At 68.8% G+C, this 21,538-nt stretch carries 19 protein-coding genes; 16 read left to right on the forward strand and 3 right to left on the reverse strand.

The window, feature by feature from the left end; all coding sequences use genetic code 11:
- Positions 1 to 9: 9 nt before the first annotated feature.
- From A7U43_RS22450 to mbp1 (A7U43_RS22515), 14 genes are all read left to right on the forward strand, one after another.
- The gene (locus A7U43_RS22450) at positions 10 to 678 is read left to right on the forward strand and encodes an urea amidolyase associated protein UAAP2 (protein ID WP_068003450.1); all 669 of its coding nucleotides are present in this window, start codon (positions 10 to 12) and stop codon (positions 676 to 678) included.
- On the forward strand, positions 675 to 4,283 hold the full coding sequence (gene uca / locus A7U43_RS22455) for an urea carboxylase (RefSeq protein ID WP_067999528.1): 3,609 nt from the start codon (positions 675 to 677) through the stop codon (positions 4,281 to 4,283). The genes A7U43_RS22450 and uca overlap by 4 nt, the downstream gene beginning before the upstream one ends.
- Positions 4,280 to 6,781 (forward strand): allophanate hydrolase, encoded by a 2,502-nt coding sequence (atzF, locus tag A7U43_RS22460; RefSeq protein WP_067999530.1) that lies wholly within the window; start codon positions 4,280 to 4,282, stop codon positions 6,779 to 6,781. The genes uca and atzF overlap by 4 nt, the downstream gene beginning before the upstream one ends.
- Positions 6,782 to 6,789: 8 nt before the next feature.
- The gene (locus A7U43_RS22465) at positions 6,790 to 7,818 is read left to right on the forward strand and encodes an isopenicillin N synthase family dioxygenase (RefSeq protein ID WP_068003454.1); all 1,029 of its coding nucleotides are present in this window, start codon (positions 6,790 to 6,792) and stop codon (positions 7,816 to 7,818) included.
- 86 nt (positions 7,819 to 7,904) lie between these two features.
- Positions 7,905 to 9,401: a sodium:solute symporter family transporter gene (locus A7U43_RS22470; protein WP_068003457.1), complete on the forward strand. Its 1,497-nt coding sequence runs from the start codon at positions 7,905 to 7,907 to the stop codon at positions 9,399 to 9,401.
- Positions 9,402 to 9,451: 50 nt separating this feature from the next.
- Entirely contained in the window at positions 9,452 to 10,168 is a 717-nt protein-coding gene (locus A7U43_RS22475) for a TetR/AcrR family transcriptional regulator (protein WP_067999532.1), read from the forward strand.
- A gap of 43 nt (positions 10,169 to 10,211) precedes the next feature.
- Positions 10,212 to 11,132: a hypothetical protein gene (locus tag A7U43_RS22480; protein ID WP_067999534.1), complete on the forward strand. Its 921-nt coding sequence runs from the start codon at positions 10,212 to 10,214 to the stop codon at positions 11,130 to 11,132.
- Positions 11,133 to 11,180: 48 nt separating this feature from the next.
- Entirely contained in the window at positions 11,181 to 11,585 is a 405-nt protein-coding gene (locus tag A7U43_RS22485; RefSeq protein ID WP_067999537.1) for a TOBE domain-containing protein, read from the forward strand.
- A complete protein-coding gene (gene modA / locus A7U43_RS22490) occupies positions 11,579 to 12,355 on the forward strand; it encodes a molybdate ABC transporter substrate-binding protein (protein WP_418287699.1) in 777 nt (258 codons plus the stop codon). The genes A7U43_RS22485 and modA overlap by 7 nt, the downstream gene beginning before the upstream one ends.
- Positions 12,352 to 13,164 (forward strand): ABC transporter permease, encoded by an 813-nt coding sequence (locus tag A7U43_RS22495; RefSeq protein WP_067999541.1) that lies wholly within the window; start codon positions 12,352 to 12,354, stop codon positions 13,162 to 13,164. The genes modA and A7U43_RS22495 overlap by 4 nt, the downstream gene beginning before the upstream one ends.
- Entirely contained in the window at positions 13,161 to 14,246 is a 1,086-nt protein-coding gene (locus A7U43_RS22500; RefSeq protein WP_067999543.1) for a sulfate/molybdate ABC transporter ATP-binding protein, read from the forward strand. Before A7U43_RS22495 ends, A7U43_RS22500 begins: the two co-directional genes overlap by 4 nt.
- Before the next feature lie 3 nt (positions 14,247 to 14,249).
- Positions 14,250 to 16,184, forward strand: a complete 1,935-nt coding sequence (locus A7U43_RS22505) for a potassium transporter Kup (protein ID WP_067999545.1) — start codon at positions 14,250 to 14,252, stop codon at positions 16,182 to 16,184.
- 80 nt (positions 16,185 to 16,264) lie between these two features.
- The gene (gene mbp1 / locus A7U43_RS22510) at positions 16,265 to 16,504 is read left to right on the forward strand and encodes a microaggregate-binding protein 1 (RefSeq protein WP_067999547.1); all 240 of its coding nucleotides are present in this window, start codon (positions 16,265 to 16,267) and stop codon (positions 16,502 to 16,504) included.
- A gap of 274 nt (positions 16,505 to 16,778) precedes the next feature.
- On the forward strand, positions 16,779 to 17,018 hold the full coding sequence (gene mbp1, locus A7U43_RS22515; RefSeq protein WP_067999548.1) for a microaggregate-binding protein 1: 240 nt from the start codon (positions 16,779 to 16,781) through the stop codon (positions 17,016 to 17,018).
- A gap of 96 nt (positions 17,019 to 17,114) precedes the next feature.
- Here the strand turns inward: mbp1 (A7U43_RS22515) and A7U43_RS22520 are convergent, their stop codons facing one another.
- The gene (locus A7U43_RS22520) at positions 17,115 to 17,804 is read right to left on the reverse strand and encodes a PAS and ANTAR domain-containing protein (RefSeq protein ID WP_067999550.1); all 690 of its coding nucleotides are present in this window, start codon (positions 17,802 to 17,804) and stop codon (positions 17,115 to 17,117) included.
- Between the two features lie 84 nt (positions 17,805 to 17,888).
- Positions 17,889 to 18,332 carry an Hsp20/alpha crystallin family protein gene (locus tag A7U43_RS22525; protein ID WP_067999553.1) on the reverse strand — a complete coding sequence of 148 codons (444 nt, stop codon included), beginning with the start codon at positions 18,330 to 18,332 and terminating at the stop codon, positions 17,889 to 17,891.
- A 222-nt stretch (positions 18,333 to 18,554) separates the two neighbouring features.
- On the opposite strand from A7U43_RS22525, the gene A7U43_RS22530 reads away from it, so the two are divergent.
- Both A7U43_RS22530 and A7U43_RS22535 read left to right on the forward strand, forming a co-directional pair.
- Positions 18,555 to 19,409, forward strand: coding sequence for an SDR family oxidoreductase (locus tag A7U43_RS22530; RefSeq protein WP_082902465.1), 855 nt, complete (start codon positions 18,555 to 18,557; stop codon positions 19,407 to 19,409).
- A gap of 54 nt (positions 19,410 to 19,463) precedes the next feature.
- Positions 19,464 to 20,666 carry a metallophosphoesterase gene (locus tag A7U43_RS22535; protein ID WP_067999557.1) on the forward strand — a complete coding sequence of 401 codons (1,203 nt, stop codon included), beginning with the start codon at positions 19,464 to 19,466 and terminating at the stop codon, positions 20,664 to 20,666.
- Here A7U43_RS22535 and A7U43_RS22540 read toward each other — a convergent pair.
- Entirely contained in the window at positions 20,656 to 21,537 is an 882-nt protein-coding gene (locus A7U43_RS22540) for a dihydrodipicolinate synthase family protein (RefSeq protein WP_067999559.1), read from the reverse strand. The genes A7U43_RS22535 and A7U43_RS22540 overlap by 11 nt on opposite strands.
- Between the last annotated feature and the right edge of the window lies 1 nt (position 21,538).

The following is a 21,538-nucleotide window of genomic DNA, read 5'->3' on the forward strand; positions in this document are numbered from 1 at the left end:
GCCACTGCCATGGTGCCCGCTCTGGTCGACGGGGCCGTCGTGCTCGACGAACACGTTGCGGCGCGCGCCGCCTGGTCGGCGGTCGTGGCCGCCGGCGACGTGCTGACCATCGTCGATCTTGCCGGCAACCAGGCCGTCGACTGCCTACTCTACGCCGCCGCGGACACCGGCGTGCGGTACTCGGCGCAGGAGACGATCCGCCGTCAGGGCCGCATCACGCTGACCACCGGGTCGGTCCTGCGCGCGGACACCGGGGACGCGCTGATGACCGTCGTCGCCGACGAAGTGGGCGTGCACGACACCCTCGGCGGCGCCTGCTCGAAGGAATCCAATACCCTGCGCTACGGGCAGCACACCCGGGCCCAGCACGGCTGCCTGGAGAACTTTCTGCTCGAAGGTTCCCGGCACGGCCTCGGTGCGCGGGACCTGGCGAGCAATATCAACTGGTTCATGAATGTGCCGGTGGACCCCGACGGAGCGCTCGGCATCGTCGACGGCCTGTCCGGCCCCGGTAAGCGGGTCGCGCTGCGTGCCGATGTCGACACCCTGGTACTGGTGTCGAACTGCCCGCAGATCAACAACCCGTGCAACGCATTCGACCCGACCCCGGTCCGGATGATCGTCACCACCCCCGACCGGGCGAGCGCAGCGACGGGCGATGGCGAGGTTTCGGTATGAACAACCACACCGTCCTGGTCGCCAACCGCGGTGAGATCGCGGTCCGCCTCATCCGTGCCGCGCATGGACTCGGGATGCGCGCTGTCGCGGTGTTCTCCGACGCCGACCGGGGTGCGCCGCACGTCGCGCTGGCCGACGAGGCGGTGCGCCTCGGTCCCGCGGCGCCCCGGGACAGTTACCTGCGCGCCGAGGCCGTCCTCGCCGCCGCCGCCGCGAGCAACGCCACCATCGTGCACCCCGGCTACGGATTCCTTTCCGAGGACGCCGATTTCGCCGCGGCGGTGGAAGCCGCCGGCCTCGCGTTCGCCGGCCCCACCCCGGCGCAGCTGCGCGAGTTCGGCACCAAGCACACCGCTCGCGCTGCGGCCCGCGCGGCCGGGGTGCCGATCTTCGCCGGCTCCGACCTGCTCGACGATCCGGATGCCGCGGTGGCCGCCGCCGATGCGATCGGCTATCCGGTGATGCTCAAGGCCACCGGCGGTGGCGGCGGCATCGGCATGCAGGTGTGCCGCAACGCCGACGACCTGCGCACGGCGTACCGACGGGTGGTGTCCCAGGCCGAACGCAGCTTCGGCTCGGCCGGCGTCTTCGTCGAGCGGTATGTCGCGAACGCCCGCCATGTCGAGGTGCAGATCTTCGGCGACGGCACCGGACGTGTGCTGTCCCTGGGGGATCGGGACTGCTCACTACAGCGCCGGCACCAGAAGGTGATCGAGGAAGCTCCCGCGCCGGCCCTTCCCGACCTCATCCGGCAACGGTTGCACGCCACCTCGCGGGCATTGGCCGCATCCGTGCACTACCGCTCCGCGGGCACCGTCGAGTTCGTCTACGACGCCGAACGCCAGGAGGCATCCTTCCTGGAGGTCAACGCACGCCTGCAAGTCGAGCATCCTGTCACCGAGGCCGTCACCGGAGTAGATCTCGCAGCCTGGATGATGCGACTGGCCACCGGCGATGCGCGCATGATCGACGAATATCCCAGCGGCACAGTACCGGTGAACGGGCACTCGGTGGAGGCACGCGTCTACGCCGAGGACCCTACCCGGGACTACCGGCCCAGCGTCGGCACCATCACCTCCGTCCGCTTCCCCGACGCCGAGGATTTTCCCCATCTCCGGGTCGATACCTGGGTGCAGGACGGCACCGAGGTCACCGCGTCCTACGATCCGCTGCTGGCCAAAGTCATCACGCACGCCGATGACCGCGACACCGCGCTGACCCGGCTGGGCAACGCTTTGGCCGGCACCACACTGCACGGCATCGAGGCCAATATCGGAATGCTTTGTGCTGCACTTGATCACGATGGCATGCGCACGGCGAAGCACAGCACCGCAACCTTGGCCGAGGTCACCGATCCCCGGCCCCGGATCACCGTGGACCGGCCCGGCCTGCTCACCACCGTCCAGGATGTGCCCGGCCGGGTCGGGCTGTGGCAGGTCGGCGTGCCGCCCAGCGGCCCGATGGATGACCTGTCGTTCCGGCTCGGCAACCGCGCCCTGGGCAACCCCGAGGACGCCCCGGGACTGGAGTGCACGGCATCGGGTCCCGCGCTGCGGTTCACCCATCCGACGACGGTGTGTGTCACCGGCGCCGAATGCCTGGTGACCGTCGACGGGGTTCCCGTCCCGATGTGGGAACCGGTGACCATTGCGGCCGGCGGCGTCCTCGACATCGGCGCAGCCGACACCATGGGCCTGCGCACCTACGTGCTGCTGGCCGGTGGCCTGGACGTGCCCGCCTACCTGGGCAGCGCGTCCACGTTCACCCTCGGCCGGTTCGGCGGGCACGGGGGCCGCGAGCTGCACGCTGGTGATGTCTTGCGCACCAAAGACATCAGGGTCACATCCGGTGGCCCGGTGCCACCGCACGAACGCCCCGTGTTCGGCACCGAATGGGAGCTCGCGGTCACCGAGGGGCCGCACGGGGCGCCGGAGTTCTTCACTCGCGGCGATATCGACACCCTGTTCCAGGCCGCATACCGGGTGCATTTCAATTCCGCCCGTACCGGTGTGCGACTGGAAGGTCCGAAACCGCAGTGGGCTCGTCCCGACGGCGGCGAGGCCGGCCTGCACCCGTCGAACATCCACGACAACGCCTACTCGGTCGGCGCGCTCGATTTCACCGGGGACACCCCCATTCTGCTCGGTCCCGACGGCCCGAGCCTGGGCGGGTTCGTCTGCCCCGTCACCGTGGTGTCGGGGCAGCGGTGGAAACTGGGCCAACTGCGCCCCGGTGACAGCGTCCGGTTCGTCCCGGTCCGCGCGGCCGAAGCACCCTCGCGCAACGAGCTCGGTCGTCGCCGGGTGGACCGACTTCCGCGCAGCGGGGACGGTGATGACGGGGTGCTGGCCCGGCGGGCCGGTGTCGACGGCGCACCGGCGGTCACCTACCGCCGCAGCGGCGATGACAATGTGCTCGTCGAATACGGGGACATCGTCCTGGATCTGGCGTTGCGGGCCCGGGTGCACGCCTTGCATCAGAAGCTGGCAGGCAGCCATGCGGGTATTCACGACCTCACCCCCGGGATCCGCTCGCTGCAGGTTCACGTCGACCCCGATGTGCTGCCGGTGCCCCGCCTGCTCGGCTTGCTCGCCGAGATCGAGGACGAGCTGCCGGCCTCCTCCGAACTGGTGGTGCCGAGCCGCCGGGTGCGGCTTCCGTTGAGCTGGGACGACCCGGCCACTCGGGAGGCGATCGCCCGGTATACCTCCGGGGTCCGCGACGACGCCCCGTGGTGCCCGTCGAATATCGAGTTCATCCGGCGGATCAATGGTTTGGCCGAACAGGCCGATGTGTATGACACCGTCTTCGCCGCGGAGTACCTGACGCTGGGCCTCGGTGACGTCTACCTGGGCGCGCCGGTGGCCACCCCGCTGGATCCCCGCCACCGGCTGGTGACCACGAAGTACAACCCGGCCCGCACCTGGACCGCGGAGAACTCCGTCGGCATCGGCGGTGCGTACCTGTGCATCTACGGCATGGAGGGCCCCGGCGGCTACCAGTTCGTCGGCCGCACCACCCAGGTCTGGAGCCGGTACCGGCACACCGCGCCCTTCGAGCCCGGAAGCCCCTGGCTGCTCAGGTTTTTCGATCGGATCTCGTGGTATCCGGTATCGGCCGAGGAGCTGCTGGAACTGCGCGCCGACATGGCGGCCGGGCGGGGCTCGGTGGACATCACCGACGGGACCTTCTCGCTGGCCGAGCACGACCGCTTCCTGGCCGAGCACGCCGAGGACATCGCCGCGTTCCGAGCGCAGCAGGCGACCGCGTTCTCCGCCGAGCGGGCCGCCTGGGAACGCGCCGGTGAGTTCGACCGCGCTGAACGGGCGGCTGCCAACACCCCGGTCGGTACCGAGGATCTGGTGCTCGGCGACGGGGATCACCGCGTCGACGCGCCGTTCTCGTCGAGCGTCTGGAAGGTCGACGTGGCCATCGGCGAACAGGTCGTGACCGGCCAGCCGCTGCTGGCCCTGGAGGCGATGAAAATGGAGACCGTCCTGCGCGCACCGTCCGACGGGGTCATCACCCAGATTCTGGTCTCGGCCGGGCATCAGGTCGATCCCGGCACACCGCTGGTCGTCGTGGGCCCGGGTGGGCGACCATGAGCGCCACCGCACGGGTCCGCGCCGCCTACGCAGCCATCGCGGAGGCCGCACGCCCGGAGATCTGGATCACGCTGCGGCCGTTGGCCGATGCGCTGGCCGAGGCCGAAGCCGTCGACGCGTCGGAGCGGCCGTTGCCGCTGGCCGGGCTGGTCGCCGCGGTGAAGAACAACATCGACGTGGCCGGCATCGCGACGACCGCGGCCTGCCCCGGGTACGCCGACGGTCCCGCGGCCGACGACGCCACGGTGGTGGCCCGGCTGCGCGAGGCCGGCGCGGTCATCATCGGTGCCACCAATCTCGACCAGTTCGCCACCGGGCTGGTCGGCACCCGCAGCCCGCACGGTGCGGTGCGCGACGCCCGTCGCCCCGACCACATCTCGGGTGGGTCCAGCTCAGGCTCGGCCGTCGCGGTCGCCCTAGGACTCGTCGACATCGCGCTGGGCACCGACACCGCGGGGTCGGGTCGGGTTCCGGCGGCGCTGCAGGGCATCGTGGGCATCAAACCCACCGTCGGCGTGGTGCCGACCGACGGGGTGGTCCCGGCCTGCCGGTCCTATGACTGTGTCACCGTCTTCGCGCGCGATCTCGGTACCGCCGAGACCGCCATGGGTGTGATCGCCGGGGGTGCACGGCGTTTCCCGGCCGATGCCCCGCTGGCCGCACCGCCGGGACTCCGCGTCGCGGTCCCCCGCGCGCTACCCGGGCTGTGTCCGGAATGGGCGTCGGCATTCCGGGCAGCGGCCGACCGGCTCACCGCGCAGGAGGTCGAGATGGTCGAGATCGACCTCGATCCGTTCCTGGCGGCCGCCCGGCTGCTGTACGACGGCGGGCTGGTCGCCGAACGCCACGAGGCGGTCGGGACGTTCGTCGACGCGCATATCGGGGCGCCGGAACTGGATCCGACAGTCGCGGGCATCATCGCCGCGGCCGGTGCGGTACCGGCCACCCGGCTGCTGGCCGACCGGACGCGGCTGGCCGAGCTGACGGCGGCAGCGATGGCCGAGCTCGCGGACTGCCAGGCCCTGCTCATTCCCACCACCACCGGACACCCCACCATCGCGGAGGTCGACGCCGACCCGGTCGGGGTCAACTCCCGAATGGGTACCTACACCAACTTCTGCAACCTGATGGACCTGTGCGCGGTGGCCGTGCCGTCCGGAACCGATTCGCAGGGAACACCCTTCGGGGTCAGCGTGATCGCACGGGCGGGTGCCGATGCGCTGGCCCTCGACGTGGCCCGGATGGTGCTGCTAAGCGCCGGCAGTGTCGCGCTACCGGGTGCCACATCGGTGCCCGCACCCGAGACGCCCTGGCCCGCGCAGGCCGGCCTGGACACCACCGCCCTGCTGGTGGTGGGCGCGCACCTGCGCGGGCAACCGCTGGCCTGGCAGCTCGATGACCGCGGCGCCCGCTGGTGCGGGCCGGTGCGCACAGCTGAGCAGTATCGGCTGGCCCGCCTGGACACCGACCCGCCGAAACCCGGTCTCGCGCGTGTCGCCCCCGGGCACGGCACCGCGATCTACGGTGAGCTCTGGCTGATCGGGACCTGGATGCTCGGCGACTTCCTGGCGGCGCTGCCCGCGCCGATGTCGCTGGGCCGGGCCACGCTCGCCGACGGCACCGAAGTGGTCGGGTTCGGCTGTACCGCCGAAGCGTGGGATGCCGGGCAGGACATCACCCACCACGGCGACTGGCGGGCATATCTGCGGCGCACCAGCCCGGGCACCGGGGTCACCCGCGGCGATATCGTCCACCGTGCCTGGCGGCGACTGGCGCTGGCGGTCCCCGGAACCACCGTGGACACCACCACCGAGGTGCAGTGGTTGCAGGCCGGCGCGTGCTACATCGATCTGCGGACCCCGGCGGACACGCCGGGGATCACCGGCCGCGCCCTGGACCAACTGACCCGTGCCGATCTGATCGCACTGTGCGGGCAGCAGGCCTTCGCCGGACACCTGCAGGACGACGACGGGCAGTGGACGTGGTCGCGGGAGGTCGATCTGCACCCCGCCGAACCCCTTCCCGATCGGGGTCGGCTTCATCTGGCCGGCGACGTCCTCGTCGAAACCGGCATCGGGCGTGATTATTTCGAGGACTGGGCGGCCGGACCGCCCGCCCCGAACGGGCTGGAGATGTCGCTCCGCGACGAGTCCGGCCGGACCGGGATGTTGCTGCGCGTCGGTGAACACTTCGGCTACGTCCGCGGGCGCGCCGAGGGACGGACACCGGCACCGGGTGTGGCCCTGCGCGACGTCGTTGCCCGCGCCGATCTGGATACCGCGCGCGCCGTGATGGACCTGGAGATTTCACTGGGCACCGTCGAGGACGATCGCTGGGTCATCAGCCGATCGACGCTGCCGTTCCGCGTCGGCGACGACCTGGCGCCCGATCTCGCGGCCGGCGAGGTCACCGTCGCAGAACGTGACACCGCAGGCAGACCCGTGCGGCGGCGGTGGGCGGTGGCCCTGGACCGTTCCGAACCCCTACTGGCTCGCTAGGACTGATGATGACCACCACTTTCACCGATATCCCTGTACTGGACGTGTCGAGTCTGCTCGACGAGTCCGATCCGGGCTACCGCAGCGCGGTCGAGGCACTCGGCGACGCCGCCCGCCGTGTCGGTTTCGCCCAGATCGTCGGCCACGGTATCGATCCCGCGCTTTTCGATGACCTGCTGGCCGCCACCACGGCGTTCTTCGCACTTCCCGATGCGGAGAAGCACCGCGTGCACATCGCCAACTCCACCAACCATCGCGGCTATGTGCCACCGGGCGAGGAGGTGTTCTCGGCGGGCACGGTGGACGCCAAGGAGGCCTTCGACCTGTCCGTCGAGCTACCCGCCGACGACCCCCGCTATGTGGCCGGCCACCCGCTGCTGGGCCCCAATCAGTGGCCCGACCTCGACGGCTTCCGGGAAGCGGTGACCGCCTGGTACGACGCGGTATTCGCGCTGTCCCGGGTACTGCTGCGGGCGTTCGCGGTGGCACTCGGCGAACCTGCCGACCGCTTCGATCGCCATGTCAGCGCCCCTCCCTCACAGTTACGCCTCATCCACTACCCGTTCGATCCGACGGCAGCCGACCGCCCCGGAATCGGTGCGCACACCGATTACGAGTGCTTCACCCTGCTGCGACCCACCGCACCCGGGCTTGAGGTACTCAACGCGGCCGGGTCATGGATCGACGTCCCCCTCATCGAGGGTGCGTTCGTGCTCAACATCGGTGATCTCCTGGAGATCTGGACCAACGGCGAGTTCATCGCCACCACCCACCGGGTACGCAAGATCGCCGAGGAGCGGTACTCGTTCCCGCTGTTCGTCAACGTCGACGACGACACCGAGGTGGCACCGTTGCCGGCCTTCGTCCGCGACGGTGCCCCCACTCGGGCTCCGGTCATCGCCGGCGAGCACCTGTTCGCCCAGACCGCGCAGAGCTTCCGTTACCTGCAGCAGCGCCTCGCCCGAGGGGAGGTGACATTGCCCGAGGGCGCCCACCCGCTCGCGACATTCGGCCGGAAGGCCCTGGCCGCCAACTGAAGCCCCCGCAATGGCGCGGTATCCGAAATCTCCTCCCCGGCAGCGTCGCCGAACTTCCATACCCCACCTCCCCGATGGAGTCCGCCATGATCATCACCGGCGTTGCCATATTCCTGCTCATCCTCACCGTCAGCGGTGTGGTCTCCGCGCGCCGGGTGCGCGGAGACTGTTCGAACTACCTGGTGGCCGGGCGTGCACTGCCCGCCGTGCTGGTCACCGCCGTCCTGATCGCCCAACCGGTGGACTCCAACGCCACCATCGGCAATGCCGACCTGTCAGCGGCTTTCGGCTTCTGGGCCGGCGCTGCACTGCCGATCGGTCTGGCCCTGTGCCTGCTGCTGATGGGGTTGTTCTTCGCCAAGCGGATGCGTGCCGCCGACGTGGTGACCCTTCCCGAGTACTTTCGCAACCGTTTCGGCCGCAGCACCGAGGCGGCGTCGTCGTTTCTGACCATCGCCAGCTTCATCATCCTGTTGGCCGGAAACCTGGTCGCCGTCGGCTTCCTGCTCGAGCGCTTCCTCGGTGTCTCCTACGCCTTCGGCATTCTGCTGACGGTTCCGTTGGCGCTGCTCTACACCATCAGCGGCGGCATGTTCGCCTCGGTCTACACCGGTGTCGCGTGCGTGGTGGTCAATATCGTCGGGGTGATCTCGCTGGTGATCTGGGTTGCCTCCACGCACGGTTTCAGCGCGCCCGAGGGCATGGGCGCCGGTGATCTGGCGCAGCTGACCTCCAGCGAGTCCGGTGCGGTCATCAACTGGGCCACCATCATCGCGCTCGGTCTGGGCAACCTGGTGGCCATCGACCTCATGCAGCGGGTGTTCTCCGCGCGCACCCCGGGCGGTGCGCAGAAGGCCTGCTTCGCCGCCGCGGCCGGTCTGCTGATGCTGTGTATCCCGTTGTCCTTCGTGGCACTGGCCGCGGTGAGCATCGTCGGCGACGCGGCCGCCGACGGGCCGATCCTCTACACGCTGCTGGGCCAGTACGCCCCGGCATGGCTGGCCATCGTCGTCATCTCCGGGCTGCTGGCCGCCACCCTGACCACCATCAGCGGCATTCTGCTCTCGACCGCTGCGGTGTTGATACGCAACATTTTGCGGATCGACGCCGACGCGGTGATCATGACGCCGCGGGTGCTGACCGCGACCCGGTGGGCGACGCTGCCGATGGCGGTACTGGCGGCGGTCGTGGCGCTGCGGGTGCCCCAGACCGGCATCCTGCTCACCCTGGCGTTCGATCTGCTGCTGGCCAGCCTGGTGGTGCCGTTCATCCTGGGCCTCTACTGGTCGCGCGGCGGGGCCGCGGCGGCATGGGCGGCGATCGTGGTCGGGATCGGGGTGCGGTTGACGTTCTTCGTGCTCACCCCGACCATCTACGGCGTCGACAACACCCTGTTCTACCTGCCGAATGAGTGGGTGAGCACCTCGGCCGACGGCTGGAGCACGCTGCTGGCCGGCGCCGCCTCGCTGGTCGCCTACCTGGTGGTGGCCGCCGTCACGCCGGGCCGGGCCGGGCAGCCTGCCGAGGAATCCGTGCAGGATGCCTCGCCCGCGCCGGCTGTGCTCACATCGGCACCGTCCTGAGTCGGTCGGTCGCACACGTGTCGAGCCTGCCTTCCTGGCAGGATCGACACGTGCGCACCACCGCGACCGGCCGCCCCCGGCTGGAGGAACGCAAACGTCCGGGCAATACCGCCCGCGACGAGGTGCTCGACGCCGCCGCCGAACTGTTCACCACGATGGGGGTGGCCGCGACGTCGACGCGGCAGATCGCCGAGGCCGTCGGCATCCGGCAGGCGTCGCTCTATCACCACTTCCGCACCAAGAACGACATACTGGCCGCGCTGCTGAGCGGCACCGTGGTGTCCTCGCTGAGCGCCGCACACCAGTTGCGCGACAGACCGGAGCCGGCCGTGGTGTTGCTGCACGCACTGTGCTACCTGGACTGCCGCCTGCTCTGGGACAGCCCATGGAACCTGGGCATCCTGTACCTGCTGCCCGAGGTCCGCGATCCTCAGTTCGACGAATTCCACCGGCAGCGAACCGAATTGCGTGCCGCCTACCGTGAGCTGGCCGAGCGAGTGGTCGCCGATCTGAGCCCGCCGGCACCCGGCTGCCTCGACGTCACGCCCGATGATGACGCCGTGTTCCGGATGGTCGAGACGCTCCCCAACCTGCGTGCGGACGGGTTGGGTGCACCCGATCAACCGGCGCGCACCGCCGATCTCGCGGTGCACCTGCTCGGATGGCGGGGCGACTGGGCGGCGCTGCGCGCAGCCTCGCGCGCGGTCGCTGCGGAGCTAGCACAGCGACCAGTCGACGAGGTGACCTCCTCGACCGTGGCACCTTAAATTGCGTTGAAACCCGTCGAGGCCGGAGCGTCTAATCGTGCCGATGGACGATCCCTGGCCCTCGCTGTCCGCCCAGCGGGCCGTGGCCGAGGCGATGTTCGGTGCGCACGGCCCTGCCATGGTGGCCGAGTGGTTCGCCGGTGAACTGTCCCGGACCGGCGACGCTGCCTTCGCCCGGTCCTTCTCCGATCACATCCATCTGCCGGGCATCGGGTCCGATGACTACCTGCATCGCCTGATCAGCACCCGGTGGGGACGACTGCTGGGCGGCATCCGCTTCTATGGCCGTGACGTTTCGCGTCCATTCGTCGAGATCGTCGCGCATAGCTTCGATGATCTGGATCGGCTGTGCGACTGCGTCGCCGAGGAATGGACAATGTTCGCGCCCCGCGCGATGCGCCTGCACGCCGCACCTGCGGGCCTGCGGCACCCGCGGGTCGTGCTGGACAAGACCATCCACGCCGCGCGTTGTCGCGAGATTCGCATATCCGCACCGCAGGTCACGCTCGAGCCGTTCACCCGTATCGAGGAGGCGCTGTCCCTGGTTGCCGCCCGATATCGGGAACTGACGCCAGACCTGGCGCGCAATGTCGCCCCTGCCGGAGCCGATGATCTTCGCCGGTGGCACGCGACCGGACAGCTGCACGCGGTGTGTGCCCGCGCGTCGGTGGTGGGTGTGCTGGCGGTGGCGTCGGGATACATCGGCTGGATCGACGGAGAGGAGATTATGGAGGAGGTGGTGGACGCAGCACATGCTGGGCACGGCTACGCCGCACACGCACAAGCTTTCTGGGCCGCGCACCTCTCACCCGATCGGGATCGGTATCTGATCGGTACCATCGACCGACTCAACACCGCGTCGCGCAAGACCGCCGAGGCCGCCGGTCGGCGCAGGGTGCTCGACATGGTGTTCATCCCCCTCGGCGCAGACTCGGCATTGCAACCGCAAACCTCGACGGTATAGCGTCACTTTGTCCGCAACCGCGGTTGATCTAGCCGACTGGAGGTGCAAATGCCGATTATCCGAGTGAAGGATGCGGCAGTGCTGCTCGGCGTCAGCGACGACACCGTGCGCCGCTGGATCGACAGCGGCACGCTCGCATCGACCAAGGACGAGACGGGCCGCAAGGTCATCGCCGGCGAGGTGCTGGCCGCGTTCGTGCGCGATCAGGCCGACCCGCCTGCCGACCCCACGGGCGCCAGCAGCTCGGCGCGTAACCGGCTGGTCGGCCTGGTCACCAAGGTGACCGCCGACCGCGTGATGGCCGAGGTCGAGATGCAGTGCGGGCCGTTCACCGTCGTCTCCCTCATGAGCAGCGCCTCGGCCACGCAACTGGGTCTGGAGCCCGGCGCCGTCGCGGTCGCCGTCGTCAAGGCCACCAACGTCATCATCGAAACTCCCGGCGGCACATCGTGAAGGCCTGGCTCGGAGTCGTCACCGCAGTGAGCGCCTCCGCGCTGCTGGCCGGCTGTTCCTCCGCGGATACCGACGCGACGCGCCCCGGAGACACCGCCACCACGGTGACCGTATTTGCCGCGGCCTCGTTGAAAGCAACATTCACCGAGCTGGCCGGCCGATTCGAATCCGACCATCCCGGAACCAAAGTCGCCCTCAACTTCGCCGGTTCTTCGGACCTCGTCGCTCAGCTCACCCAGGGCGCGCGGGCCGATGTGTTCGCCTCGGCCGACACCACCAACATGACCAAGGCGGTGGACGCGGGCGTGATCGCCGGTGACCCCGTCGCGTTCGCCACCAATATCCTGACCATCGTCACCCCGCCGGGAAACTTGAAGGGGATAACCCGATTCGCGGATCTCGCCGCACCCGGCACCCAGGTGGTGGTGTGCGCGGCACAGGTGCCGTGCGGGGCGGCAACCGAAAAACTGGAAAGGGCAACCGGTGTCACCCTCACACCGGTGAGCGAAGAGTCCTCGGTCACCGATGTGCTCGGCAAGGTGACCTCCGGACAGGCCGACGCCGGCCTGGTGTACGTGACCGATGCGGCCGGTGCGGGTGACAAGGTGGCGACCGTGCCGTTTCCCGACTCCGCCGCAGCGGTGAACACCTACCCGATAGCGGCGCTGGCCGACTCCACCAATCCCACCGCAGCACAACAGTTCATCGGACTCGTGACCGGACCGACCGGCAAGGATGTGCTTTCGGCGGCGGGCTTCGGCACCTCGTGAGATCGCAGCGGCGCGGGCAGTCGGTGGTCCAGGTCGGGCTGCCCGGCTGGATCTACCTTCCCGCGACACTCGGCGCGCTGTTCGTGATCGTGCCGCTGATCGCGATTCTGCTCAAGATCGACTGGCCGAATTTTCTCCCCCTCGTCAGCTCCGAATCGTCGCGGGCGGCCCTGGTGTTGAGCCTCAAGACCGCAGCCGCCAGCACGCTGGTTTGCATCCTGCTCGGGGTGCCGATGGCGATGGTGCTGGCGCGCAGCCAATTTCACGGCCTGTCGGTGCTGCGGGCGCTGGTCCTGCTGCCGCTGGTGCTACCCCCCGTCGTGGGCGGCATCGCGTTGCTCTACACCTTCGGCCGGCAGGGCCTGCTCGGTGCCCACTTCGACCTCTGGGGCATCCGGATCGCCTTCTCGACCACCGCCGTGGTGCTCGCTCAGTCCTTTGTCTCGTTGCCGTTCCTGGTCGTCAGCCTCGAAGGTGCGCTCCGGTCGGCGGGCACCGGCTACGAGAACATCGCCGCCACCCTCGGGGCCCGTCCCACCACCGTGCTGCGCACCGTGACCGTGCCGTTGGTGCTTCCCGGGCTCGTGTCCGGTGCGGTGCTGGCATTCGCCCGCTCGCTCGGCGAGTTCGGGGCGACCCTGACGTTCGCCGGATCCCTGCAAGGAGTGACGCGCACGTTGCCGCTGGAGATCTACCTGCAGCGCGAGACCGACGCCGACGCCGCCGTCGCGCTGTCACTGCTGCTGATCACCGTCGCGGCGGTCATCGTGATCGTGTCGGGCACCCGACGGCTGGCGAGCCCGCTGTGAGCGGCCTACGGGTGTCGGCCCACCTGCGGCAGCGCGACGTCGCCTTCGATATCTCCCTGGCCGACGGCGAGGTGCTGGCCGTGCTGGGCCCCAACGGGGCAGGCAAGTCGACATTACTGGCGCTGATCGCCGGGCTGCTCAAACCCGATACCGGACGGATCGCCGTGGGTGAGACCGTCCTCACCGACACAGCCGCCGGAACGTTCGTACCCCCGCACGCCCGCGGGGTGGCCATGCTGTCCCAACAGGCAATGCTGTTTCCGCACATGAGCGTGCTGGCCAACGTCGGCTATGCACCGCGCTGCCGGGGCGTGGCGCGCGGCACCACCCGGGAGATCGCGCGGCGGTGGCTGGACACCGTCGGCGCCGGCGACCTGGCCACCCGCAAACCCGGCCAACTGTCCGGCGGACAAGCACAACGGGTCGCCCTGGCCAGGGCGCTGGCCGCCGAACCGCGGGTGCTGTTGCTCGACGAACCGATGGCCGCGCTGGACGTCACCGCGACCCCGGCGATGCGACGACTGCTGCGGGAGGTGCTCACCGGTACCGGCCGCACCGCCCTCATCGTCACCCATGATCTTCTCGACGCGCTGGCGATCGCCGACACGGTCATCGTGGTGGAACGGGGCCGCATCGTGGAAGGCGGGCCGGTCCGCGAGGTGCTCACCACGCCGCGCAGTGAGTTCGCGGCCACCCTCGCCGGGGTCAACCTCGTGCCCGGGTCGATCACCGCACCGGGCGTCCTCCGGACAGCCTGGGGTGTGGACGTATGCGGGATCTCCGAGGTGCCGGTCGGTGCCGCCGCGATCGCGCTGTTCCGTCCCGCGGCGGTGGCGGTGCATCTGAGCGCGCCACACGCCAGTCCGCGCAACGTTGTCGAGGTGACGATCACCGAGATCGACATCCAGGGCGCCGCGGTGCGCGTGCGCGGCGTCGACCCGCGCGATGACACCACCGTGCTGGCCGCCGACATCACCGCGGCGGCGGCCGCCGATCTGGACCTGGTGCCCGGCAGACGCGCGTATTTCGTGGTGAAAACGCAGGAAGTGCAGCTTCATCCGGCGCTGGCACCAATGATGTAGGGCATGCTCGAAGACCGCCCCGTGCAGAGCCCGGCCGTCCAAGGGGTCCGCCCACTGCGCGTGGCGGTGATCGTCGGCGCGCTCGGTGTGGTGTTCGGCGATATCGGCACCAGCCCCATCTACACGCTGCAGACGGTGTTCAATCCGGCAGATCCGCACCCGGTGCCCCTCGATGAAGCGAATGTGTACGGGGTTGTCTCGCTGATCTTCTGGTCGGTGATGCTGATCGTCACCTTCACCTACGTCACCTTGGTGATGCGCGCCGACAACCACGGCGAGGGCGGCATCATGGCACTGATCACGCTGCTGCGGCGTGGTGCCGGTACTCGGGGGCATCGGACCGCGATCGCGCTCGGCTTTCTGGGACTGTTCGGGGCGGCCCTGTTCTTCGGCGACTCCATGATCACGCCGGCCATCTCGATGCTCTCGGCGGTCGAGGGGCTCAAGACCATCGAGCCCGACCTCAAGGACTGGGTGGTGCCGATCACCGCGGTGATCACCGTGGCATTGTTCAGCGTGCAGCGCCAGGGCACCGCGGTGGTCGGCCGGTTCTTCGGGCCCGTGATGATCGCGTGGTTCGTCGCCATCGGCGCGTGCGGGATCGGCGGTATCGCCGCCGATCCCGGCATCCTGGCGGCACTGTCACCGACGTATGCGCTCGGCTTCATCAGCGGTCACTTCCACATCGCCTTCTTCGCGCTGGCGGCGATCGTGCTCGCGGTCACCGGGGCCGAGGCGCTGTACGCCGATATGGGCCATTTCGGGCGCCGTGCGATCGTGGTCGGTTGGCTGGGGCTGGTCCTGCCGGCCTGCACGCTCAACTATTTCGGCCAGGGCGCACTGCTGCTGCGCGACGACAATGTGCACAGCGCGCCGTTCTTCCTACTCGCGCCGGAATGGGCGCGGCTGCCGATGGTTCTGCTCGCCACCGCCGCGACGGTGATCGCCTCCCAAGCGGTGATCACGGGTGCCTTCTCGGTGGTGTCCCAGGCCGTTCAACTCGGGTATCTTCCGCGACTGCGGATCACGCACACCTCGGCGAAGGCCATCGGGCAGATCTACGTGCCGTGGATCAACTGGGCCCTGATGGTCTCGGTGCTCACCTTGGTCTTCGCGTTCGAGACATCGGCGGCGTTGGCCTACGCGTTCGGCATGGCGGTGAGCGGGACCATCACCATCACCACCCTGCTCTTTCTCTATTACGCGCGGCAGCAATGGAAGTGGCCACTGGGCCTGCTCGTGGTCGGCGGGGGCGCACTGCTCGTGGTGGATGTGATGTTCTTCGCCGCGAACCTCACGAAGTTGGTGCATGGCGCATGGGTGCCGCTGGTGATCGCCGTGTTCGCGTTCACCGTGATGACAACCTGGCAGCGCGGCAAGCACCTGGTGACCGCGTCGCGGCGCGAGATCGAAGGACCCCTTCGTCCGTTCATCGACGAACTGGCCGACCGCAAGCCCCCGTTGACGCGGGTGCCCGGCACGTCAGTCTTTCTCAACCGCAGCGATGACACCACCCCGTTGGCACTGCGCGCCAATGTCGAACACAATCACGTGCTGCACGAGCACGTGATCATCGTGTCCGTCGAGACGCTGCCGGTGCCCCGCCTCACCCCGGATCAGCGCATCACCGTGGATGCGCTGGGCTACCGCAACGACGGCATCGTGCACGTCACGGTGAACGCCGGCTATATGGAGCGACCCGATGTCCCGGCGGCGCTTCGCATGCTGCCCACCGAGATCACCGCGGGCGGTGTCGATCTGGACCGGGCGTCCTACTTTCTCTCCCATCTGGAGCTGATCCCCGGCGACAGCACCGACATGATGGGCTGGCGCAAGCGGCTGTTCGTGGCGACGGCGTTGCTCACCGCCGATGCCGCCGGCTACTTCAACCTGCCCCAGGACCGCACGATCCTGATCGGGTCGCGCATGCAGGTGTGATCCAGCGCAGTCGATGATTGAACCGCCCGGTCGATGGGTAATAACGGCGGCAGCGTTGAACATCGACCGGGAGGAACCCCATGGCTGACAGCGGACCAGAGAATGCAGTGAGCGGCATTGTCGAAGACCTCAAGGGCAAGGCCAAGGAGGTCGCCGGCACGGTGACCGACAACGACAGCCTGCGCGAAGAGGGCAAAGCCCAGCAGGACAAGGCCGACGCTCAGCGCGATGTCGCGAAGAAGGAAGCCGAAGCGGAGGCCGCCCGCGGTGCCGCCGGGGCTGCCGAGGCACGCCAGGAAGCGGCGGAAAACACCAAGTAAGCCCGCACCGCGCACGATGGGTCCCGCGGCCTGCGGGGCCCATCGTCGCGCGGCAGGCTCGGCGCGCGCGATCATCCGCGGCACGCCACCCACAAACTTTGCGGAGCGGGTAGCTCCAGGCGCACGGAACGGCCCCGGTGTGTTTCCCGGGGGCGTTCCGAATATTCGATCGGCACGCTGCCGCCGTGGTGGCTCCGGTCACATCGATGTTGATATCTCGACCATCCGGGTATCCCCCCAACAGCGGTAATCCCCTCTTCTGAAAGGAATCAACATGGCTGACAGCGGTCCTGAGAACGCAGTGAGTGGTGTCGTCGAAGACGTCAAAGGCAAAGCCAAGGAAGTCATCGGCATCGTGACCGACAACGACTCCCTACGTGAAGAGGGCAGGGCCCAGCAGGACAAGGCCGAGGCCCAGCGCGATGTCGCCAAGAAGGAAGCCCAGGCCGACGCCGCCCGGGCGGCCGCGAGCGCCGCCGAGGCCCGGCAGGCCAGCGCCGAGGCGGCCGACTAGCCGACGCGCTGAGTCCGGTGCGTCCCGTCCAGCGTCGGACGGGGCGCACCCTTTTGTCGTCCACTTTTGTCGCCGGAGGGCGGAAAACGGGTTCGGCTATCCCACCTGCCGGGGCGCACCGCCCAGCCGCTGATGCGCCGTCATCAACAGGGTGTCGAACGTCGTTCGGGGGGGCAAGGATTCACCGCCACCCAACGCGGTGAAGTCGCTCATCAGTTGCTCGGCCAGCGCCCGGAGTTTGACGTTGGTCTCCTGAGAACGCCATTTGAGCAGTCCGAAAGCGGCCTCGGAATCGATGCGGTAGACCATCCGCAGGATGCCCTTGACCTGCTCGATGGCGGCCCGATGATTGGCGATCTCGGAGACCGCCTCGGTGATGGCGGCGTCGCGGACCTGCGCGTCGGGGGTGACGTCGATGTAGAAACCCTGCGCGCCGATCACCTGTCCGGCATCGTCTCGCATCTGCTCACCGATGACCACGACTTCACGAATATCGTTGGCCACGGTGATGATTCGGTGCCGCGTACTGAATGGGGCACGACTGTGCCGAATCCCCGACAACGACGCCGTGACCAACTCCAGGTCGTCGGGGTGCTTGTGCTTCAGCACAAGTTCGGTCGTGGGTCGCGAGGTTCCGGGCTCGTACCCGTGCAGCATCTCGACCTCGGGCGACCAGTCCCAGCGCTCGTCGGCGAAGTAGTACCGATACCAGCCCACCTGCTGGGGCTGGCAACCGGCAATCGCCAGTTCCCCTGCTGAACAATCGGATTCATCGCATGTCGCCATTCCCGCATCCCGTCTCACGTGCCACCGGCGAGGCCGCTGTGCGCGGCCACCGCCACGGGCGGCAGCCGCGCACCGTCGGCCCGGCTAGCCCGGATCGACCGTGGTCGAATCGATGGTGGTGGCGGTTCCGGCATGCGCCACATTGACGCGGCGCGGCTTGGCCCGCTCGGCGAGCGGGATGCTCACGGTCAGGACACCGTTCTCGTAGGTGGCCGAGATGCGCGAGCAGTCCACGCCTTCGCCCAGAGACAACTGCCGGCGGTAGGTACCGGAGAATCGCTCATTGGACAGCCACTGGACCGCCTCGTCGGAGCGCGCGCTGCGATGCGCGGTCAGGGTCATGGTCCCGTTGTCGACGGTGACGTCCACCGAACCGGGGTCCACGCCGGGCAAATCAGCAGTGAGCACATAGTGGTCATCGACCTTGTACAGGTCCATGGGCATGAAACGGGGCACGCGGCCGGAGCCCATCTGGCTCGTGGGCGCCTGGCGGCCGGCAACATCACCGAACGGATCGAAACGGAGCACAGCAATCCACCTCCTCGCTTTCCGGAGCCCGCCGGTCGGCGAGCGATCCCGCACTGTGCACATCCGAATTTAGCACTCGAAACCCGCGAGTGCCAGAAATTTTCTCGTCGGCCGAGCCTCGCCGGACCCGCCAACTCACGCGTTTCACGTGCCGCCGACCGCGGGTAGTCCCACTGTTCCCGAGCGTGAGCCCACCGCACACCGTCAGGAGCCACCATGTCGATGCCCGCCGATCCAGCACCGCACGGCACGATCCCGTATCCGGGACATACCGATCAGATGGAGCGTCGTCCGCGTGACGAGATGGCCGACTACCTCGGCCGGGATCTGCTCGCCGGCAAACGCGCACTGATCACCGGCGGCGATTCCGGGATCGGGCGGGCGGTCGCCGTGGCCTTCGCCAAGGAAGGCGCCGACGTTTCGATCGCCTACCTCGATGAGACCGATGACGCCGACCACACGGTGAGCCTGGTGGAAGCGCAGGGCCGGCGGGGGGTCGCACTACCCGGTGACCTGGCCGACGCGGCGCACTGCCGCGCGGTCGTCGCCGATACCGTCACCGCACTCGGGGGAATCGAGATCCTGGTCAACAATGTGGCCTACCAATCCCCGGTGGACGATTTCGCCGAATTGACCGATGAGCAGTGGCGCCGCACGTTCGCGGTGAACATCGACAGCTTCTTCCACGTGACGAAGGCGGCGCTACCTCTTCTGACGCCTAGCGGTGCGATCATCAACACCGCGTCCATCAACGGGCTGCGGGGCAACAAGTCGCTCATCGACTACTCGGCGACCAAGGGGGCGGTCATCGCCCTGACGTACTCCCTGTCTCAGGCCCTCAGCGATCGCGGCATCCGCGTCAATTGTGTTGCGCCCGGGCCGGTGTGGACACCCTTGATCCCGGCCACCATGGACGCCGAGAAGACCGCGAGCTTCGGCGAACAAGCGCCCATGGGCCGCGCCGCCGAGCCCGACGAGATCGCACCGTCCTACGTGTTCTTCGCCGCGGGACGGCTGTCGTCGTATTACAGCGGTGAAGTGCTCGCGCCGATCGGTGGCGAGACACTGCCGGGGTGAGTCCCCGCCGTCGGTACCGTCGTTGACAGTGACCCTGTACGCGATCGAGGTGTGATGACCGACAATCCTGCCGACGTAGTCGAAGAAGCCGCACACCCACCGCGCCGGACCGGCGCACCCTGGCGCCGCACCGCGGTAGTGACGGTTGTCCTGGTCCTGCTGTTCGGCATCCCGTGGTGGACCCTGGTGGCCGGCCCGGCGTGGCCGCGGCCGGTGCTGATCGCCGGATCCCTGCTGTTCGCCGCCGCGTTGGTGGCGCTGCCGGCGCTGATGTTCACCGGCCACGGGAAACACCGCGATCTGCCGTCGGCGGTCGGTGACGCGCTGCTGGGCACGGTGTGGGTGCTGTTCGTGTGGTCGGTGCTCGGCAACGTGACGGGCCTGTTCCTGCTGGCCGCCGGGATCGAGGATCCGTTGCGGTCCCGGCTGGTCGCGGTGACGGTGCTCGTGGTCTCGGCGGTCCTGCTGGGCTGGGGCCACGTCGAGGCGATGCGGGTGCCGCGGATCCGGCCGGTGCAGGTGCACGTCCCCCGATTGGGCTCCGCCCTGGACGGCCTGCGCGTGGCGATGATCACCGACACCCACTACGGCCCACTGGACCGGGCGCGGTGGTCGGCCGCGGTCGTCGAGCGGGTCAACGATCTCGACGCCGATATCGTCTGCCACGTCGGCGATATCGCGGACGGCACCGTGGCAATGCGCCGCAACCAGGCCAGTCCGTTGGCGTCGGTGCGAGCCGCATCGGCGCGGGTGTACGTCACCGGCAACCACGAGTACTTCAGCGAGGCTCAGGGCTGGCTGGATTACATGGAGAGCATCGGTTGGTCGGCACTGCACAATCGGCACATCGTCGTCGAGCGCGGCGGTGACCGACTGGTGGTCGCCGGGGTGGACGACGCCACCGCCGAGGGTTCCGGGGTGCACGGGCACGGTGAGGATCTCGCGACGGCGCTCTCGGGCGCCGACCCCGCGCTGCCGGTACTGCTGCTCGCCCATCAGCCCAAGCAGGTGGCGCAGGCGGTGGCCGCCGGGGTGGATCTGCAGATCTCCGGGCACACCCACGGCGGGCAGATCTGGCCCTTCAATTTCCTGGTGCGACTCGACCAGCCGGTGGTGCAGGGGCTGAGTGCGCACGGGCAGCGCACCCAGCTCTACACCAGTCGTGGCACCGGCTTCTGGGGTCCGCCGTTCCGGGTGTTCGCGCCCAGCGAGATCACCCTGCTGACGCTGCGGACCGGGCAGCCGCTCACGTCGTGAGCAGCAGCCGCTTCAGCTCGTCCCGCCCGCTCTCGTCGAGCGGCAGCAGCGGCGGCCGCGGTACACCGGCACCTCGACCGAGGACGTCCAGACCACCCTTGACCGTCGTCGGGAGTCCCCCGGCGACGATGAACTCCAGCAGCGGACGCAGGTCCTGGTAGATCGCTTCGGCCCGGGATTGATTCCCGGCGCGCAGGGCGGCATAGAGGTCGAGACACGGCTGCGGACGTAGGTTCGGGGCCGCGGTGCACCACCCCTTGGCGCCGGCGTTGAATGCATCGAGCACCATCGGGTTGCTGCCGTTGTAGCACGGCAACCGACCACCGCTGAGTTCGCCGATGCGCTGCATACGGGCCAGGTCGCCGGTGGATTCCTTGACCATCGTGACATTGTCGATATCGGTGAACATCTGCACCAGCAGTTCAGGACGCATGTCGATGCCGCTGGTGGCGGGGTTGTTGTACACCATGATCGGGATGCCGATTCCGGCGCCGATCGTCGCATAGTGCTGGGCGATCTCGCGCTCGGAGAGTTTCCAGTAGGAGATCGGCAGCACCATGACCGCGTCGGCTCCGGCCCGTTCGGCATAGCGAGCCCGGCGGATGGTGTTGGCGGTGGTGAGATCCGAGGCGCCGATGACCACGGGCACCCGGTCGGCCACCACCCCGATGGTGGTGTCGACGACGGCATCGAACTCAGCTTCGGTGAGGTACGCGGACTCCCCCGTGCTGCCCAGCGGGACGATCCCGTGGGCGCCGTCGGCCACCAGCTGCTCGACGAGCGAGGCGAGCCTGCCGGTGTCCACGTCGCCCTCGGCGGTGAACGGCGTGACGGGGTAGGCCAGGATGCCGTGAATCTCTTTGCTGTTCATA

The sequence above is a fragment of the Mycobacterium adipatum genome (assembly GCF_001644575.1).
In the GTDB taxonomy this organism is placed as follows: domain Bacteria; phylum Actinomycetota; class Actinomycetes; order Mycobacteriales; family Mycobacteriaceae; genus Mycobacterium; species Mycobacterium adipatum.

What these genes read in the sequence shown, in the direction of transcription:
- A7U43_RS22485 (WP_067999537.1), top strand. Translation starts at nt 11,181, where the DNA reads ATGCCGATTATCCGAGTGAAGGATGCGGCAGTGCTGCTCGGCGTCAGC.
- A7U43_RS22540 (WP_067999559.1), bottom strand. Translation starts at nt 21,537, where the DNA reads ATGAACAGCAAAGAGATTCACGGCATCCTGGCCTACCCCGTCACGCCG.
- A7U43_RS22480 (WP_067999534.1), top strand. Translation starts at nt 10,212, where the DNA reads ATGGACGATCCCTGGCCCTCGCTGTCCGCCCAGCGGGCCGTGGCCGAG.
- A7U43_RS22505 (WP_067999545.1), top strand. Translation starts at nt 14,250, where the DNA reads ATGCTCGAAGACCGCCCCGTGCAGAGCCCGGCCGTCCAAGGGGTCCGC.
- A7U43_RS22520 (WP_067999550.1), bottom strand. Translation starts at nt 17,804, where the DNA reads ATGGCGACATGCGATGAATCCGATTGTTCAGCAGGGGAACTGGCGATT.
- A7U43_RS22530 (WP_082902465.1), top strand. Translation starts at nt 18,555, where the DNA reads ATGCCCGCCGATCCAGCACCGCACGGCACGATCCCGTATCCGGGACAT.
- mbp1 (WP_067999548.1), top strand. Translation starts at nt 16,779, where the DNA reads ATGGCTGACAGCGGTCCTGAGAACGCAGTGAGTGGTGTCGTCGAAGAC.
- A7U43_RS22465 (WP_068003454.1), top strand. Translation starts at nt 6,790, where the DNA reads ATGACCACCACTTTCACCGATATCCCTGTACTGGACGTGTCGAGTCTG.
- atzF (WP_067999530.1), top strand. Translation starts at nt 4,280, where the DNA reads ATGAGCGCCACCGCACGGGTCCGCGCCGCCTACGCAGCCATCGCGGAG.
- A7U43_RS22535 (WP_067999557.1), top strand. Translation starts at nt 19,464, where the DNA reads ATGACCGACAATCCTGCCGACGTAGTCGAAGAAGCCGCACACCCACCG.
- A7U43_RS22450 (WP_068003450.1), top strand. Translation starts at nt 10, where the DNA reads ATGGTGCCCGCTCTGGTCGACGGGGCCGTCGTGCTCGACGAACACGTT.
- A7U43_RS22470 (WP_068003457.1), top strand. Translation starts at nt 7,905, where the DNA reads ATGATCATCACCGGCGTTGCCATATTCCTGCTCATCCTCACCGTCAGC.
- mbp1 (WP_067999547.1), top strand. Translation starts at nt 16,265, where the DNA reads ATGGCTGACAGCGGACCAGAGAATGCAGTGAGCGGCATTGTCGAAGAC.
- uca (WP_067999528.1), top strand. Translation starts at nt 675, where the DNA reads ATGAACAACCACACCGTCCTGGTCGCCAACCGCGGTGAGATCGCGGTC.